The following is a 15026-nucleotide window of genomic DNA, read 5'->3' on the forward strand; positions in this document are numbered from 1 at the left end:
TCGTTGTCTACGATGACCGTGTCACTGGCCGCACCAACGGCGTCACCCGGACATATGACTTCATTGCAAACCGAGTGGCAACCCTCCAGCGCGTATACAACTGCATGCTGCATTACGGAGACTATGAACTTCTTTTGCGCCCGCAGGTCGCTTTGGGAAATGCCATTAATCGGGTATTGGGCGGAGAATACGATGTTTCGGATGAGGCGGTACGCCGAAGAGAGCAGCATGCCCATTCTGACGGAGAAATCTATTTTCTTTTTCACTACACCTCCGATCATGTTCTTTTGCGGCTGAAGCCGAAAACATATTTCTAATCAAGGAGGATCACAACATGGCGCGCTGCTACTATCTGGATTACATCAGCAAGGGCTTCCTCAGCAGCTACAGCAACGACGAGTACGTCTGCAAGCTGTGCGGCAAGCATTTTGCCACCAACGACCCCCAGGTGAAGTACACCTGCAACCCCGACTACGGCGAGGAGTACAAGAAGTGTCCCGTGTATCAGAACAACCGGTGACATAACAAACAAGAACGGCGGGGCCGAAGCCCCGCCGTTCTGGCTTTAATTCTCTTATTCTCCGCTTCGCTCATACACGGCCCGGACGTATTTCCGGCCCCGCCAGATGGTGGCCAGGCACACGGCCATGGAAAACCCACCGCACAGAGACACGCACAGCCGGTAATCCAGCACCTCACCCAAGGCCCCGATGACCAGGGACAGCACCGCCGCCGCACCGGTATAGAGCATGGACTCGAAGGCGTTGACCCGTGCCCGCAGCCGGTCCGGGATATACCGCTGCACCGCCGCCTGGCGCATGGTGGCGCTGTTGATGCCCAGGAAACCACACAAGCCTCGGCTGACCAGCATCAGGGGGTACGGCAGCCACAGCAGGAACAGATCCACCGTCTCATACAGCATATACACCAGAAACGCGAAGCCGTACTTTTTCTTCTCCGGAATTTCCGTCCGGTACTGCACCATACCTCCCAGGCTGCGGCCCAGAAACTCCGCCAGAGACAGCAGGGAATACATGGTGGCCGTCATGCCGGGGAAGGTCCGGAAAAAGGCCACCAGAATGGGGGAATAGCCGCTGCCTACGCCGTTGGCCACGGCCATGTAGCCGTAGATGTTCATCAGGCCCTTTTCCCGGCGCAGATACTGGATGGCCTCCTTTACATCGGCCCACCAGGTTTTCAGGCCGGAGCCCTCCTCCGACGGCCGGCGCTGCTCCTGTATGCGGATGCCGCTTTCCACCGCCGCCGCGCACAGGGACAGTCCCCCCTGCCCCACCAGCAGCCACGCCGCGCCCACCGCGTCCAGCAGCACCGCCGACAGGGGCAGCATCACCACCCGCAGCACCGGGTACAGGGTGGAGGCCACGGCGTACCCCTTCTGCTGGGTGCCCTCCGGCAGCAGCATGGGAAAAATGCTGTTGTAGGCCAGCTCGTCAAAGGAGCTGAGGGTGGCCAGCACCAGGGAAAAGGCCAGATAGCCCACATAGGAAAAGGCCCCCCGCAGTAGATACAGTCCCAGCAGCAGGTACATGATCCCGTTGAGGACGTCGCCGCCCACAAGAAAGGGCTTGCGGGGCATACGGTCCATCCACGGGGCAATCACCAGGGGCAGCAGAAACCCCGGGATCAGCTGGGCTGCCAGCACCAAGGCCGAGGCCATGGTGCTGCCGGTTTCGTCGAACACCAGAAACGACATGGCAAAGCCACCGGCGATGCCGCCGATGGCCCCCAGGCCGGTGGCGGCGATCAACAGGGTAAAATTACGGTTCCATAGCTTGGTTTGCATGATCTCTCACCTCCGCTTTATCATAGCACAAGGGTAAGAGAATGAAAACGGGGTATATCTGGGAAAGTTTTACATGTAGTTCTGCATTAAACGGGCAGATTAGGCAGTTTAATAGGAAAGACCCGCAGAAGCTCATAGGCCTGCTTATACTGCCGCCCGGCGGTGAGCCACTCCAGTACCCGGGGCAGGTGAAAGGCCGCGTATCCGATGGGCAGCTCCCGGCGGCAGCGGTCAAAGGCCGCCAACAGCGCCTGGCCATAGGCCGGGTCCCGGAGATAGTCCGGGTTCCGCAGCCGCATTTTCACCACGGCGCACAGCTGCATACACAGAGCCCGGTCCGGATACTCCTCCGGGGCCGTCTCCGCCCGGTCCAGGGCGTCCAGAGCCTCCCGGGTCCGGCCCAGCCCCTCGCAGCACACCGCCAGCTTGTGCAGCTCCATGACCCGGGGGTGCTCCAGGGCGGCAAAATAGCCGTAGGCCTCCTGATACCGGCCGCACTCCACCTGGGAGGCCGCCCGGTTATAGGCCATGCTCCGCAGATCATCCTCCCGGCCCAGAGCCCGGGCCATACGCTCCGCCGCCTGATAATGCGCCTCCATGCCACCCAGGTCCAGCTGGTTGCAGCAGAGACTCCCCATGAACATCCGGCACTCCAGCATCAGCCGCACCCGGCCGTCCCGGGCCGCCAGGTCATAGCCCTGCTGCAGCAGAGCCATGGCACCGGTATAGTCGCTGCCCTGCTCATACCCGGCGATACCGGCCATGAGATAGCAATACGCCTCCGGCAGCAGCCGCACCGCCTCCACATCCCGGTCCTGCACCACCCGCAGAATGGCCAGCTGACGCCGGTCCAGATACGGCTCCAGGGCCGGTGGGATCTCCGTGGGGTCGTTCCGGTCCATGGCGTCCAGCACCAGGCCGTCCGCCGCCAGGGGGCTGGACAGAAGCCGGTCCAGGGCGTGCGCGAATATCTCCCGGCTGTCCCGGAAGCCCTCCTTATCCCCGTCCAGCAGGCATTCATACCGGTGCTCCACCAGCCGCTCCAGCTCCGGCAGGCTCTCCCCGTACCAGGGCAGTTCCAGCCTCCGGAACAGCAGCTCCAGCAGCTCCGGGGCCGCCTGCACCTGTCCCTGTTCGATTTTGGACAGATACGACGCCGCACAGATGTCCCGGCACAGGCCCTCCTGGCTCCAGCCGCGCTTCAGCCGCTGCTGCCGCAGCCGCAGGCCCACCGCCGCCGCACCGGCGGAATAGGGTTCCTTCATATGCATCCCCTCCCCTTTTTGCATCCGTTATGTATCAGTGTAACACAGACGAGGGCATTTGGGAATAAGCAAACTCCCTCCGCCGCTGGCGGAGGGAGTTTATATGCAGTTGTCAGCAGAGCTTGGCGCCGGCGGGGATGGAGTCGTCCAGCAGCAGGAGGTGCAGCTTCTCCTCGCCCTTTTCCTTGTGGACGGCGGAGATCAGCATACCGCAGCTGGGGATGCCCATCATCTTCCGGGGCGGCAGATTCAGAACCGCCACGGCGGTCTTTCCGATGAGCTGTTCCGGCTCATAGTAGTGATGGATGCCAGAGAGAATGGTGCGGTCCGTGCCGCTGCCGTCGTCCAGGGTGAACTTCAGCAGCTTGTCGCTCTTTTTCACGGCCTCGCAGTTCTTGATCTTCACGGCCCGGAAATCGGACTTGCAGAAGGTGTCAAAATCCACGTTTTCCTGGCTGTAGGGCTCCAGCTCCAGGGCAGGCAGAGCCGCCTTGCGCTGGGCCTCCTGGATGGCGTTGAGCTCGGCCAGGGCCTTCTCGGCGTCGATGCGGGGGAACAGGGCCTCGCCCTTATGAACGGTGACGTCCGGGCGCAGGCTACCCCACACGTTGGCCTTTTCCCAGGTGCGGCAGCACGGGCAGGCACCGATCTGGTCAAAGATCTTTTCGGCGCTGTCGGGAATGAAGGGAGTCAGCAGCACGGCGCAGATGCGGATGGTTTCCAGCAGGTTATACATAACCGTGGCCAGGCGGGCCCGGTTGGCGGGGTCCTTGGCCAGGGTCCAGGGGGCGTTCTCGTCGATATACTTGTTGGCCCGCTGGATGGTCTTGAACACCTGCTCCAGGGCGTTCTGGAACTGGAAGTGCTCCATCTCCGCCTCATAGCGGTCCCGCAGGGTGGAGACCATCTGCTTCAGATCGTCGTCGGCGTTGGTATCCAGGCGCTCGGTGGGCAGGGTGCCGCCGAAATACTTTTCCACCATGGCGGTGGTGCGGCTGACCAGGTTGCCCAGGTCGTTGGCCAGGTCCATGTTGATGGTCTGGATCAGCAGCTCGTTGGAGAAGTTGCCGTCGGAGCCGAAGGGGAAGGTCCGCAGCAGGAAGAAGCGCAGGGCGTCCACGCCGAACTTCTCCGCCAGGACATAGGGGTCCACCACGTTGCCCTTGGACTTGGACATCTTGCCGCCGTCCATCACCAGCCAGCCGTGGCCGTACACGTGCTTGGGCAGGGGCATATCCATGCTCATGAGCATGGCGGGCCAGATGATGGAGTGGAAGCGGACGATCTCCTTGCCCACAAAGTGGACGTCGGCGGGCCAATACTTGTCGTAATCGTGATATCGGTCGTTCATAAAGCCCAGGGCGGTGGTGTAGTTGAACAGAGCGTCCACCCAGACGTATACCACATGGCCCGGGTCAAAGTCCACGGGGATGCCCCAGGAGAAGCTGGTGCGGCTGACGCACAGGTCCTCCAGGCCGGGCTTGATGAAGTTGTTGACCATCTCGTTGACCCGGGAGCGGGGCTGTAGGAAGTCGGTGTCCTCCAGCAGGTGGCGGACCCGGTCGGCGTACTTGCTCAGGCGGAAGAAATAGGCCTCCTCCTCGGCGTCCATGACCTCCCGGCCGCAGTCGGGGCACTTGCCGTCCACCAGCTGGCTCTCGGTCCAGAAGCTCTCGCAGGGCTTGCAGTATTTGCCCTTATAGGTGCCCTTATAGATGTCACCCTTTTCGTACATCTTACGGAAGATCTTCTGGATAGAGGCGCAGTGGTAATCGTCGGTGGTGCGGATGAAGCGGTCGTTGGAGATGTTCATCAGCTTCCACAGGTCCAGGATGCCCTGGGGACCCTCCACGATGTTGTCCAGGAACTCCTTGGGGGTCTTTCCGGCGGCCTTGGCCTTGTCCTCGATCTTCTGGCCGTGCTCGTCGGTGCCCGTCAGGAACAGCACGTCGCAGCCGGTGAGCCGCTTATAGCGGGCCATGGCGTCGGTGGCCACGGTGCAGTAGGTGTGGCCGATGTGCAGCTTGTCCGAGGGGTAGTAAATGGGTGTGGTGATATAGAATTTCTGCTTTTCCATGGGGATCTATCTCCTTTTCCGCCGCTCCGAATGGAAGAGCGGCTTAATATTTTGGCGTTTTTCAGGCGGCCGGGCAAACAAAAAACGCCCCCGGCTGACTGCCAAGGGCGATGCAGCGCACCGCGGTACCACCTTGCTTCGCCGCGCTCCCTCAGGAGGCGGCCTCATGGGACGCCGACACGTCCCCGCGCTGTAACGGGCACACCCGGTCCGGCTTCACGCGCCCGCGCTGGGCCGGACGGCTCCGGGGCCATGTTCGCCGGGTCCCCCGTGTCCGCTTTCACCTTGCCGGACTCTCTTGTGACGGAGGCTGAACCGGGTACTCTTCCCATCCACGCCGATTTATCCCTATCTTATCCCCGGCGGCGGGGTTTGTCAATGATTTTCTTGGATTATGGCCCGGTTTGTGGTATGATACAGAAAAAAACGAAGGGAGAGCGCCATGAAGCTGGTAAGCTGGAACGTCAACGGCCTGCGGTCATGCCTGACCAAGGGCTTTCTGGAATATGTGAAAAATGAGGACCCGGACGTGATATGCCTGCAGGAGACCAAGCTGCAGCCGGAGCAGGCGGTGTTTGAGCTGGAGGGCTATCACCGGTATTTTTACTCCGCCGAGAAGAAGGGCTATTCCGGCACCGCCGTTCTGACCCGGCAGGAGCCGCTTTCGGTGGTGTTCGGCTTCGGCGATGACATCCACCGCCACGAGGGCCGGGTCATCACCGCGGAATACCCGGATTTCTATCTGGTGTGCTGCTATACCCCCAACAGCCAGGACGGGCTGAAGCGGCTGGATTACCGGATGCAGTGGGAGGACGACCTGCGGGCCTATCTGATGGAGTTGGACCGGACAAAGCCCGTGGTCTACTGCGGCGACCTGAACGTGGCCCACCAGGAGATGGACCTGAAAAACCCCAAGACCAACCGGATGAACCCGGGCTTCACCGACCAGGAGCGGGAGAAGATGACCGCCCTGCTGTCCTCGGGCTTTGCCGACACCTTCCGGACCCTGCACCCGGAGGAGGTCACCTATTCCTGGTGGAGCTACCGCTTCCACGCCCGGGAGAAGAACGTGGGGTGGCGCATCGACTATTTCATCGTGTCCCGGCGTCTGCTGCCCCGGGTGACGGGCGCCGCCATCCGCACGGAGGTGTACGGCAGCGACCACTGCCCGGTGGTTCTGGAAATTTCCTGAAAAAAAGCTTGACTGTCAAGTCCCTTTACCCCTTATACTGCGGATAAAAGGAGGGCAACGCCATGCATATCAAGGACGTAGAGCAGCGCACCGGGCTGTCCCGGGCCAACATCCGATACTATGAACAGGAGGGGCTGGTGCATCCGGCCCGGCGGAAAAACGGCTATCGGGACTACAGCCCCGATGACCTGGAGACCCTGCTGCGCATCCGCCTGCTGCGGCGGCTGGACGTGCCCATCGAGGAGATCCGGGCCATGCAGGCCGGGAAGCTGTCCCTGTCCGAGGCTCTGTCCCAGCGGCTGGCGGCCCTGCGCCGCCGGGAGGAGCAGGCCCGGACGGATCAGTCCGTGTGCCGGGCCATGCAGGCCGACCACGCCTGCTATGACACCCTGGACGCGGAGAAATACTGGCGGCTTCTGTACACGCCGCCCCAGGCGGCCGCTGCCGCAGCCCGGACGGACCGTCAGGATCCCTGCCCCTGGCGGCGGTTTCTGGCCCGGGGGCTGGATATGCTCCTGTGCTCCTCCGCCGTGGCCCTGGCGCTGATGCTGGGGCGGATCGCGCCCCAGACCCCGGGGTTCTCCCTGCTGACCTATGTGGGAAGCCTGCTGCTGATGCTGGGGGTGGAGCCGGTGCTGTTGCACCTGTGGGGCGTCACGCCGGGCAAGCTGCTGCTGGGGCTGACGGTGGAACAGCCGGACGGCCGGCGCCCCACCTGGGGCCAGGCCTACGCCTACACGGCCATGGCCGTGGTATACGGGATCGCCCTGTACATTCCCGTTCTGCGGCTATGGCGGCTGCGCAGAAGCTATCTGGACTGCCGGGACGGCCTGAAGATGCCCTGGGAGGGAGAGCTCCTGTGCCAGAGCCGGGACATTCCCTGGTGGCGGTGGGCGCTGCTTCCCGTAGCCTGGGGGCTGGTGATCCTGGCCATAATCGGCGGCAGCAACATTCTTCTGATGCCTGCTAACAGCGGGCGGCTGACGGTGGAGGAGTTTGCGGAAAACTTCAACCAGATGGCCCAGGCCACGGACTCCCCTCTGCGGATGCGCTCCAACGGCACATGGGTACGGGATTCACTCCGGGGATATGCGGCCACCCTGGAAAACGCCTTTCCAAGCCGCCTGAAATATGAGACAGACGCCAACGGATACCTGACCGCCGTGAGGTTCCGGTGCTCCTATACCACCCAGGGCAGCGGGGACCCGTCCTCCGCCCCGGACCTCGTCTATGCCAGCACTGCCTTTATCCAGCCGCTTCTATTGGCCATGCTGGCCAGCCAGGACGCCTCTGCCCAGGATATGGCGGCGCTGGTCAATGACCGCTGGGACCAGGGCTTTGTGTTTGAGACGGAGGACGCCCGCACCTCCGTCACCGTCACCTGCTATGGCTATGTGGTGGATCGCAGCACCGGCATGCTGATTTCCCACGACGCCTCCTGCGGCTTCACCGCCGCCTTTGACATCGTGTGGAACTGAACAGAGAAAAAAGGCAGCCGCCCGGGTCGGGCGGCTGCCTTTATGGCGTTTGACAGTCTTGTTAAATCAATACACCCGGGCAGGCTCCTCGCCGTTGAGGACACGCAGAGCGCCCTGGGCCAGGGCCAGCAGCTCATCCTCGCCGGGATACACGGTGATGGGGGCGATCCAGCCCACCATATCGGTGATGGCGTCCACGGTCTCCTGACCGTAGGCAATGCCGCCGGTGAGAATGATCTGGTCCACCTTGCCCTTCATGACGGCGGCCATTGCGCCCACTTCCTTGCCGATCTGATAGTGGAATGCATCCACGGTGGCGGCAATCTCCTTGTCGCCCTCGGCGGCGGCCTTCAGCAGGTCGCGCATATCGTTGGAGCCGGTATAGGCCACCAGGCCGCCGTGACCGGCCAGCATCTTGCGGACCTCGCCGGCGGTGTACTTGCCGCTGAAGCACAGGCTCACCAGCTGACCGGTGGGCAGGCTGCCGGACCGCTCGGGGGAGAAGGGGCCGTCGCCGTCCAGGGCGTTCTGGGTATCCACCACGCTGCCGTGGACGTGGGCGCCGATGGAGCAGCCGCCGCCCATGTGGCAGACGATAAGGTTCAGGTCCTCATACTTTCTGCCGTGCTCCTTGGCATAGCGCTTGGCAACGGCCTTCTGGTTCAGGGCGTGGAAAATGCTGGTGCGATGGAACAGGGGATGGCCGGCATAGCGGGCCACGTCGGACAGCTCATCCACCACCACGGGGTCCACGATGAAGGAGGGGATGCCCAGCCGGTCGCCGATCTCCCGGGCGATGATGCCGCCCAGGTTGGAGGCGTGCTGTCCCTGAACGCCCACGGTGCAGTCGCGGACCAGACGGTCGCTGACGGCGTAGGTGCCGCCCCGGATAGGAGCCAGCAGGCCGCCGCGGCCGGAGACGGCGGACAGGGTCTTCACATCGAAGCCCTGATCCTCCAGGGCCTTCATCACCAGCTTGCGCCGCCAGTCCTTCTGGGCGGGGATGGAGTCAAACTTTTCGAGTTCCTCGGCGCTGTGGCGCAGAGTCTTGTCAAAGAGCAGGTTCTCGTCCTCATAGACGCCGATTTTGGTGGACGTGGAGCCCGGGTTGACGACCAGAATTCTGTAAGACATGGGAATTTTCCTCCTGTTATTTTTTTGAATTGTTCCGTAAAAAGCAGCCTGATAACGACTTTACTATATTATACAACAGTCGGTCAAGCCGTGTAAACTACTTTTTCTACTATAAGGAAACAATTTCGAAAAAATGTTAAATTTTTGCCGTTCTTTTTTGGTCCGGCGGCATCACATAAAAAAAGAACGCCCGCAGGCGTTCTTTTTTCGTATTCGTTTACCGCTTGTCGCGGTCGTAGGACACCACCACGCGGCGGTTGGGCTCGGTGCCGATGGAGTAGGTGTTCACACCGGGGACATCCTGCAGGGCGGCGTGGATCACATGGCGCTCATAGGCGTTCATGGGCTCCAGGGTGACGCTGCGGCGATACTTGGTGACCTTTCCGGCCACCTTGCGGGCCAGGGACTCCAGGCTCTGCTCGCGCTTGGCCCGGTAGTTCTCGGCGTCCACATGGACGCGGATGCGCTTTTCCCGGCCGGAATTGACGGCATAGTTGGTCAGCTGCTGGATGGCATCCAGGGTCTCGCCCCGGCGGCCGATGAGCTGGCCCAGCTTCTGGCCCTCCAGCACCACGCTGTAACGGCCCTTCTCCGTCTCAGTGACCTGCACCTGGGCAGGGCTGTCCATATGCTCCAGCAGGCCCGTCAGGAACTCGGTGATGCGGCGGGCGTTGTCGTCCTGGCAGGACTCCTGAACCGGGGCGGCGGGGGCCTCCGCAGCCTTGGGGGCGGCCTTGGGAGCCTCGGCCTTCTGGGGCTTGGGCTGCTGGGGTTTGGGTTCGGGCTTCTTTTCGGGTTTCTTCTCCGGCTGGACCGGGGCGGCGGGAGCCTCGGACTCCTGCTGACCATAGGTCACGCGGACCCGGGCAGGGCTGCTGCCGATGCCCAGAAAGCCGCTCTTGGCCCGCTCCAAAATCTCAACAGAGACATCGTCGCGGTCCATCTGCAGCTGCTGGAGCGCTTTGCGGATGGCTTCCTCCTCGGTCTTGCCCGTTACGTCAATATAACTCATAGACAAAACTCCTTAGTCATCATTAGTCATCGTAATGGCTCTTGTCATAGGCGCGGCCCCTGGCATAGGGACGCTGGCCCACGCGGCCGTTTTCGTTGCTTCCGGTGGATTTTTTCTTGTCGCCGGAGGGCTTTTTCTTCCCCTGCTGATTCTGGGGCTTCTTGCCGCCGTTGGCCAGCTGCTGCTGGGCCATCAGCTCCTTCTGGCGCTGATACTTGGCATAGCGCTTTTCCCGGGCGGCCTTCTCCTTCTCCGTCTCCTCGCGGTCCAGAATCTTGTTGAAATACTCGTTCAGGGTGACCTCCTGGATCAGGGAGAACGCGGAGTTGGCAATCCAGTAGATACACAGAGCGGAGGGCAGGATATAGCCCATCCACAGGGTCATCAGGGGCATCATGTACATCATGGTCTTGGTGGACCCGTTGGGGGCAGAGCCATTGGTGCGCATGGTGATGAAGCTCATGGCAAACTGGATGCCGGCGGAAATGATGGGCAGCAGAATGGCGCCCCACACGGGCCAGCCGCCGCCGGGGAACTGGCTGAACAGGTCGCTGGGCCGGTTGGCCAGGTCAATGTGCAGGAAGCTATAGTTCAGGTCGATGAGGCCGTCGAACTTCCCGGCAAACTCCGTCCAGTGCTCGTGGATGAACTTGGCCAGATAGATCTGCTCATAGGCCTGGCTGCCGTCGGCCACGGTGAAGCCCAGGCTTCCGGCCAGAGTGGTGATCTCGGCGATCACCGTCTCGGACAGGCCCATGAAGTACCGCATGGGCACGCGGATGATATAGTACAGGGCGATCAGGATGGGGAAGGGAATGAAGGACCACAGGCAGCCGGATATGGGGTTGATGCCTTCCTTGGCATACAGCTCCGCCATGGCCTCCTGCTGCTTCTGCTGGTTGTTGGCATAGCGGGTCTTGATGTCGTTGAGCTTGCCCTGCATGCGGTTCATGCGCAGCATGCTCTTCTTGCTCTTGAGCTGGAAGGGCAGCAGCACCAACTTCACCACCAGGGTAAACAGGATCAGGGCCACGCCATAGGACCCGGTCCAGCTGTAGAACAGCCGGGTCAGGAAGGCAAAGGGAACGCAGATATAATATCCGAGCGTTGCAAACATGGGGTAGTTACCTCCGTTTTTTGTTGGGTGGGAAAAACGAGGTTTTTAGGGAACAGGATCATACCCGCCTTTGTGGAAGGGATTGCATCGCAGAAAGCGCCGCAGCGCCATAAAGCCGCCCCGCAGCGGCCCGTATTTCTCCACGGCCTGCAGGGCGTATTCCGAGCAGGTGGGGATATACCGGCAGCGGGGCGGAAACAGCGGCGACACGGACGCCTGATAAAACCGGATGGCCCGCAGGATGGCCCGCTTCATGACGGGTCCTCCCGCAGCAGATTCAATTGCCTCAGAAGGCGCAGATAGGTGCTCTCCAGCTTTTGATAGCCGGTTTCCACGGCCCGGACCCGGGCCACCACGATGATGTCGTATCCCGGGACCATTTTCGGCTTATTCAGCCGGTAAATCTCCCGGATACGCCTTCTCACCCGGTTGCGGACCACGGCGCCGCCCAGCTTCGTGCTGACGGAGACCCCCAGGCGGCTCAGCCCCCGGCGGTTCCGCTGGCAATAGATCACCAGCTGCGGCGACACCGCCGACTTTCCCTTGCGGTAGATCCGGCGGAATTCGTAGTTCTCTTTTACCGTGACGGCAGGATTCATGAAAACAAGCACCTTCTCCGCCGGTGCGGCGGCTGAAATGAGCATAGGCCAAAAGGGACGGCAGTTTTCCCTTCCACCGTCCCTGGTCTATCCTTTATGCGCGATGCACTTTCCGCGACCTCAATGGGTCAGGCGAGCGCGGCCCTTGGCGCGGCGGCGGGCCAGAACCTTACGGCCGTTGCTGGTGGCCATTCTCTTGCGGAAGCCGTGCTCCTTGGAGCGCTGGCGCTTCTTGGGCTGATAGGTACGGAACATTGCATGACACCTCCATTTTGTAAAAATCCGGCGGCAGATCGAAGCTGCCGCACATACTCGACGGCGGGCGGAGGACTTGTCCCCCGCGGCCGCAGTTGACAAAGCGGATGCCGCAAAACGGCATGGTAAACATTATACAGAATCCCGGCCCCGCTGTCAACAGAAATCTGCATTTTCCACGAAAAGGGCATTTTGGACGCTTCGGGTACTCCATTCGGCCCATTTTTCGGAAAATACGCCGGAAATGGGCGTATTTTCTTCCGGAATCTGTTTAGGGAGAAGAAAAAAATTTTATACTTAGTATTAGTATATGTGTGGACTTTCCGGCGCTGATTTGATATAATGTAAGGTGTTATTTTGCCTGAAACAGAGAGAGAAAAACGCATGATCCGCGGGAAAGGGGCGCTTTCATTGAATTCAATCGCAGACGTATGGAAAAACGTGCTGGACCGGCTGCGGTCCCAGCTGTCGGAAACCACCATCAACACCTGGTTCGACGAGGTGGAGGTGGTGACCATGGAGGACTCCGCCTTTGTGCTCCATTGCAGCAACTCCTTCAAAAAATCCACCATTGAGGCCCGGTTCATGAGCCATATCAAGGCCGCGCTGAAGGACATCTTCTCCTCCGACCTGGAGGTAAAAATTCTGGACGATCAGCAGCTTTCCGCCTATCACGGGGTGGCTCCGGACCGGCCCGGCTCCCTGCTGGAGTCCGACGCCTTCACCTTCGGCACCTATGTGGTGGGTCCCCAGAACAAGATGGCCTATGCCGCCGCCCGGGCCGTGGCCGAAAAGCCTGCGGAGCACTATAACCCCCTGTTCATCTATGGCGACTCCGGTCTGGGCAAGACCCACCTGCTGTACGCCATCGCCCACCAGGTCCGCCAGCGGCAGCCGGAGGCCCGCATCGTGTACATCAAGGGCGACGATTTCACCAACGAACTGATCGCCTCCATCCGGGAGGGAAAAAACGCCGAATTCCGGGAGAAATACCGCCAGTCCACCCTGCTGCTGGTGGACGATATCCAGTTCATCGCCGGCAAGAAGCAGACCCAGGAGGAATTCTTCCACACCTTCAACACTCTGTACGAATCCGGGCGGCAGATCGTGCTGACCTCGGACCGTCCTCCCCGGGAGATGACCCAGCTGGAGGACCGGCTTCAGACCCGGTTCGAGTGGGGCCTGATGGTGGATGTGGCGCCGCCGGACTTTGAGACAAGGCTCGCCATCATCAAAAACAAGGCCGCCCTGCTGGGGGTACAGCTGCCGGACGATATCAGCAGCTTCATCGCCGAAAACCTCACCGCCAACGTCCGCCAGATCGAGGGCGCCCTGAACAAGCTCCTGGCCTATCGGGACCTGCTGGGCAACCAGGTGGACGGCGAGGCCGTCAGCCGGGCCGTAAAGGACATGCTGAAGAAATACAACGAGTTCGTGCCGTCGCCAAGCCTGATCATCGAGTATATCTGCCGCTATTACGACGTGGACGAGGAGCAGGTCCGGGGCCAGGGCCGGAAGCGGGACCTGATGGAGGCCCGGCAGACCGCCATGTATCTGATCCGCCGGATGACCAACCTCTCCCTCAACGACATCGGCAAGGAGTTCGGCGACCGGGACCACACCACGGTGCTGCACTCCCTGGACCAGGTGGAAAAGAAAATGCGCTCCGACCCGGCCTACGCCGAAAAGGTCAAGGAGATCACCACCAACATCAACAACAAGAAGTAACCCTCTTTCCACAATCTCTGTGGATTCCACGGGGAAAACCTGTGGAGTACCGGACCCTGGATTTTCCGGTGGAAAACTCCCTCCCTCTCTCCCCACCCGGGTGTGGAGAAAGAATCCGCTGATTTCAGGCCCTTCGGCACTTTTCCACATAAATTTTCCCTACGGCGACTGTTACTAAAAATAAGATATCTTTTTGTTCTCTTTGGGAGAACGGAGTCACTTTTCATTCTGAAAGAAAGGAACGCGTCTCTATGCTTCGATTTTCCTGTGAAAAGGCGCTGCTGCAAAGCGCCGTCAACACCACCTCCCGGGCGGTAGCCGCCAAAAGCTCCATTCCGGCCCTGGAGGGGATCCTGCTGGAGGGGGGCGATACCCTGACCCTGTCCGGCTACAACATGCAGACCGGCATCCGCACCATCGTGGACGCCCAGGTCCAGTCCCCGGGCCGCATCGTCCTCAGCGCCCGGCTGTTCGGCGAGATGATCCGGAAAATGCCGGACGATGTGATCGTGTTTGCGGCGGATGAAAATCTGTCCGTCCATCTGACCTGCGGCGACGCCAGCTTTGAGATTCTGGGCCTGTCCGCCGACGACTATCCGGAGCTGCCGGAGGTGGATGACCAGTTTTCCGTGGACATCCGACAGGGTACCCTGAAGGCCATGATCAACCAGACCAGCTTCGCCGTGTCCACCAACGAGAGCCGCCCCGTCCATACCGGCTCCCTGTTTGAGGTAGGCGACCAGGATCTGACGGTGGTGTCCGTGGACGGCTTCCGTCTGGCCCTGCGCCGGGAGCCTCTGGACCGGGCCGAGGGCGGCGCCTTCAAATTTGTGGCCCCCGGCTCCGCTCTGAACGAGGTGGAGAAAATCTGCGAGGATTCCGACGAAAAAGTCACCATTATCCAGGGCAAGCGCCACCTGCTGTTTGAAGCCGGGGCCACCCAGCTGATCTGCCGCCGCCTGGAGGGGGACTTCCTGGACTATAAAAACGCCATCCCCCGGAATAATCCCATCCGCCTGACGGTGGACACCAAGACCATGCTGGGGAGCCTGGACCGGGTCAGCGTGGTCATCAGCGAAAAGCTCAAGAGCCCGGTGCGCTGCGTGTTTGAAAATGGCCGGGTGCTGCTGTCCGCCAAAACCGGCGCCGGCGAGGCCAAGGACATCTGCCCCCTGGACGGCGACGGAAATGGCCTGGAGATCGGCTTCAACAACCGCTATCTCATGGACGCCCTGCGCTATGCTCCGGCGGACTCCGTGACCCTGGAGCTGAACACCAGCATCTCTCCGGCGGTGATCGTGCCCGCAGACGGAGAGGAGAGCTTCCTTTATATGGTGCTGCCGGTGCGGCTGAAAGCGTGATAGA

General features: G+C 61.2%; 15 protein-coding genes. 6 read left to right on the plus strand and 9 right to left on the minus strand.

Features of this window, described 5'->3' with window-relative positions; genetic code table 11:
* Nucleotides 1-317: hypothetical protein (locus LKD37_RS08630; RefSeq protein WP_302928850.1), on the plus strand; the 317-nt coding region annotated here is incomplete at its 5' end.
* Between the two features lie 17 nt (nt 318-334).
* Complete coding sequence (locus LKD37_RS08635) at nt 335-520, plus strand: hypothetical protein (RefSeq protein ID WP_302928851.1); 186 nt, start codon at nt 335-337, stop codon at nt 518-520.
* 54 nt (nt 521-574) lie between these two features.
* Here LKD37_RS08635 and LKD37_RS08640 read toward each other — a convergent pair whose 3' ends face one another.
* The 3 genes from LKD37_RS08640 to metG form a co-directional block, all read right to left on the minus strand.
* Complete coding sequence (locus tag LKD37_RS08640) at nt 575-1804, minus strand: MFS transporter (RefSeq protein WP_302928852.1); 1230 nt, start codon at nt 1802-1804, stop codon at nt 575-577.
* Between the two features lie 86 nt (nt 1805-1890).
* Nucleotides 1891-3069: a helix-turn-helix domain-containing protein gene (locus LKD37_RS08645; RefSeq protein WP_302928853.1), complete on the minus strand. Its 1179-nt coding sequence runs from the start codon at nt 3067-3069 to the stop codon at nt 1891-1893.
* Between the two features lie 112 nt (nt 3070-3181).
* On the minus strand, nt 3182-5146 hold the full coding sequence (gene metG, locus LKD37_RS08650; RefSeq protein WP_302928854.1) for a methionine--tRNA ligase: 1965 nt from the start codon (nt 5144-5146) through the stop codon (nt 3182-3184).
* 442 nt (nt 5147-5588) lie between these two features.
* Between metG and LKD37_RS08655 the strand changes: the two genes are divergently transcribed.
* The gene (locus LKD37_RS08655) at nt 5589-6338 is read left to right on the plus strand and encodes an exodeoxyribonuclease III (RefSeq protein WP_302928855.1); all 750 of its coding nucleotides are present in this window, start codon (nt 5589-5591) and stop codon (nt 6336-6338) included.
* Nucleotides 6339-6400: 62 nt separating this feature from the next.
* Entirely contained in the window at nt 6401-7816 is a 1416-nt protein-coding gene (locus LKD37_RS08660; RefSeq protein WP_302928856.1) for a MerR family transcriptional regulator, read from the plus strand.
* A 66-nt stretch (nt 7817-7882) separates the two neighbouring features.
* Here the strand turns inward: LKD37_RS08660 and buk are convergent, their stop codons facing one another.
* The 6 genes from buk to rpmH all read right to left on the minus strand — a co-directional run bounded on the left by buk (nt 7883) and on the right by rpmH (nt 11933).
* Entirely contained in the window at nt 7883-8950 is a 1068-nt protein-coding gene (gene buk / locus LKD37_RS08665; RefSeq protein WP_302928857.1) for a butyrate kinase, read from the minus strand.
* Nucleotides 8951-9167: 217 nt separating this feature from the next.
* On the minus strand, nt 9168-9962 hold the full coding sequence (gene jag, locus LKD37_RS08670) for an RNA-binding cell elongation regulator Jag/EloR (RefSeq protein ID WP_302928858.1): 795 nt from the start codon (nt 9960-9962) through the stop codon (nt 9168-9170).
* 22 nt (nt 9963-9984) lie between these two features.
* Nucleotides 9985-11079: a YidC/Oxa1 family membrane protein insertase gene (locus LKD37_RS08675; protein WP_302928859.1), complete on the minus strand. Its 1095-nt coding sequence runs from the start codon at nt 11077-11079 to the stop codon at nt 9985-9987.
* A gap of 45 nt (nt 11080-11124) precedes the next feature.
* Nucleotides 11125-11334, minus strand: a complete 210-nt coding sequence (gene yidD, locus LKD37_RS08680; RefSeq protein WP_302928860.1) for a membrane protein insertion efficiency factor YidD — start codon at nt 11332-11334, stop codon at nt 11125-11127.
* Nucleotides 11331-11678, minus strand: a complete 348-nt coding sequence (rnpA, locus tag LKD37_RS08685; RefSeq protein ID WP_302928861.1) for a ribonuclease P protein component — start codon at nt 11676-11678, stop codon at nt 11331-11333. Before rnpA ends, yidD begins: the two co-directional genes overlap by 4 nt.
* Before the next feature lie 120 nt (nt 11679-11798).
* On the minus strand, nt 11799-11933 hold the full coding sequence (rpmH, locus tag LKD37_RS08690; protein ID WP_022177199.1) for a 50S ribosomal protein L34: 135 nt from the start codon (nt 11931-11933) through the stop codon (nt 11799-11801).
* A gap of 411 nt (nt 11934-12344) precedes the next feature.
* Between rpmH and dnaA the strand changes: the two genes are divergently transcribed.
* Both dnaA and dnaN read left to right on the plus strand, forming a co-directional pair.
* Nucleotides 12345-13661: a chromosomal replication initiator protein DnaA gene (gene dnaA / locus LKD37_RS08695; RefSeq protein WP_302928862.1), complete on the plus strand. Its 1317-nt coding sequence runs from the start codon at nt 12345-12347 to the stop codon at nt 13659-13661.
* Nucleotides 13662-13912: 251 nt separating this feature from the next.
* Nucleotides 13913-15022 carry a DNA polymerase III subunit beta gene (gene dnaN / locus LKD37_RS08700; protein ID WP_302928863.1) on the plus strand — a complete coding sequence of 370 codons (1110 nt, stop codon included), beginning with the start codon at nt 13913-13915 and terminating at the stop codon, nt 15020-15022.
* Nucleotides 15023-15026 lie beyond the last annotated feature (4 nt).

This window comes from Brotocaccenecus cirricatena, from assembly GCF_020687045.1.
Classification (GTDB): Bacteria; Bacillota; Clostridia; order Oscillospirales; family Oscillospiraceae; genus Vescimonas; species Vescimonas cirricatena.

Bases quoted from the DNA above. Each gene is read 5' to 3' on its own strand.
- LKD37_RS08635 (WP_302928851.1), top strand. From the start codon at position 335: ATGGCGCGCTGCTACTATCTGGATTACATCAGCAAGGGCTTCCTCAGC.
- LKD37_RS08640 (WP_302928852.1), bottom strand. From the start codon at position 1,804: ATGCAAACCAAGCTATGGAACCGTAATTTTACCCTGTTGATCGCCGCC.
- LKD37_RS08645 (WP_302928853.1), bottom strand. From the start codon at position 3,069: ATGAAGGAACCCTATTCCGCCGGTGCGGCGGCGGTGGGCCTGCGGCTG.
- metG (WP_302928854.1), bottom strand. From the start codon at position 5,146: ATGGAAAAGCAGAAATTCTATATCACCACACCCATTTACTACCCCTCG.
- LKD37_RS08655 (WP_302928855.1), top strand. From the start codon at position 5,589: ATGAAGCTGGTAAGCTGGAACGTCAACGGCCTGCGGTCATGCCTGACC.
- LKD37_RS08660 (WP_302928856.1), top strand. From the start codon at position 6,401: ATGCATATCAAGGACGTAGAGCAGCGCACCGGGCTGTCCCGGGCCAAC.
- buk (WP_302928857.1), bottom strand. From the start codon at position 8,950: ATGTCTTACAGAATTCTGGTCGTCAACCCGGGCTCCACGTCCACCAAA.
- jag (WP_302928858.1), bottom strand. From the start codon at position 9,962: ATGAGTTATATTGACGTAACGGGCAAGACCGAGGAGGAAGCCATCCGC.
- LKD37_RS08675 (WP_302928859.1), bottom strand. From the start codon at position 11,079: ATGTTTGCAACGCTCGGATATTATATCTGCGTTCCCTTTGCCTTCCTG.
- yidD (WP_302928860.1), bottom strand. From the start codon at position 11,334: ATGAAGCGGGCCATCCTGCGGGCCATCCGGTTTTATCAGGCGTCCGTG.
- rnpA (WP_302928861.1), bottom strand. From the start codon at position 11,678: ATGAATCCTGCCGTCACGGTAAAAGAGAACTACGAATTCCGCCGGATC.
- rpmH (WP_022177199.1), bottom strand. From the start codon at position 11,933: ATGTTCCGTACCTATCAGCCCAAGAAGCGCCAGCGCTCCAAGGAGCAC.
- dnaN (WP_302928863.1), top strand. From the start codon at position 13,913: ATGCTTCGATTTTCCTGTGAAAAGGCGCTGCTGCAAAGCGCCGTCAAC.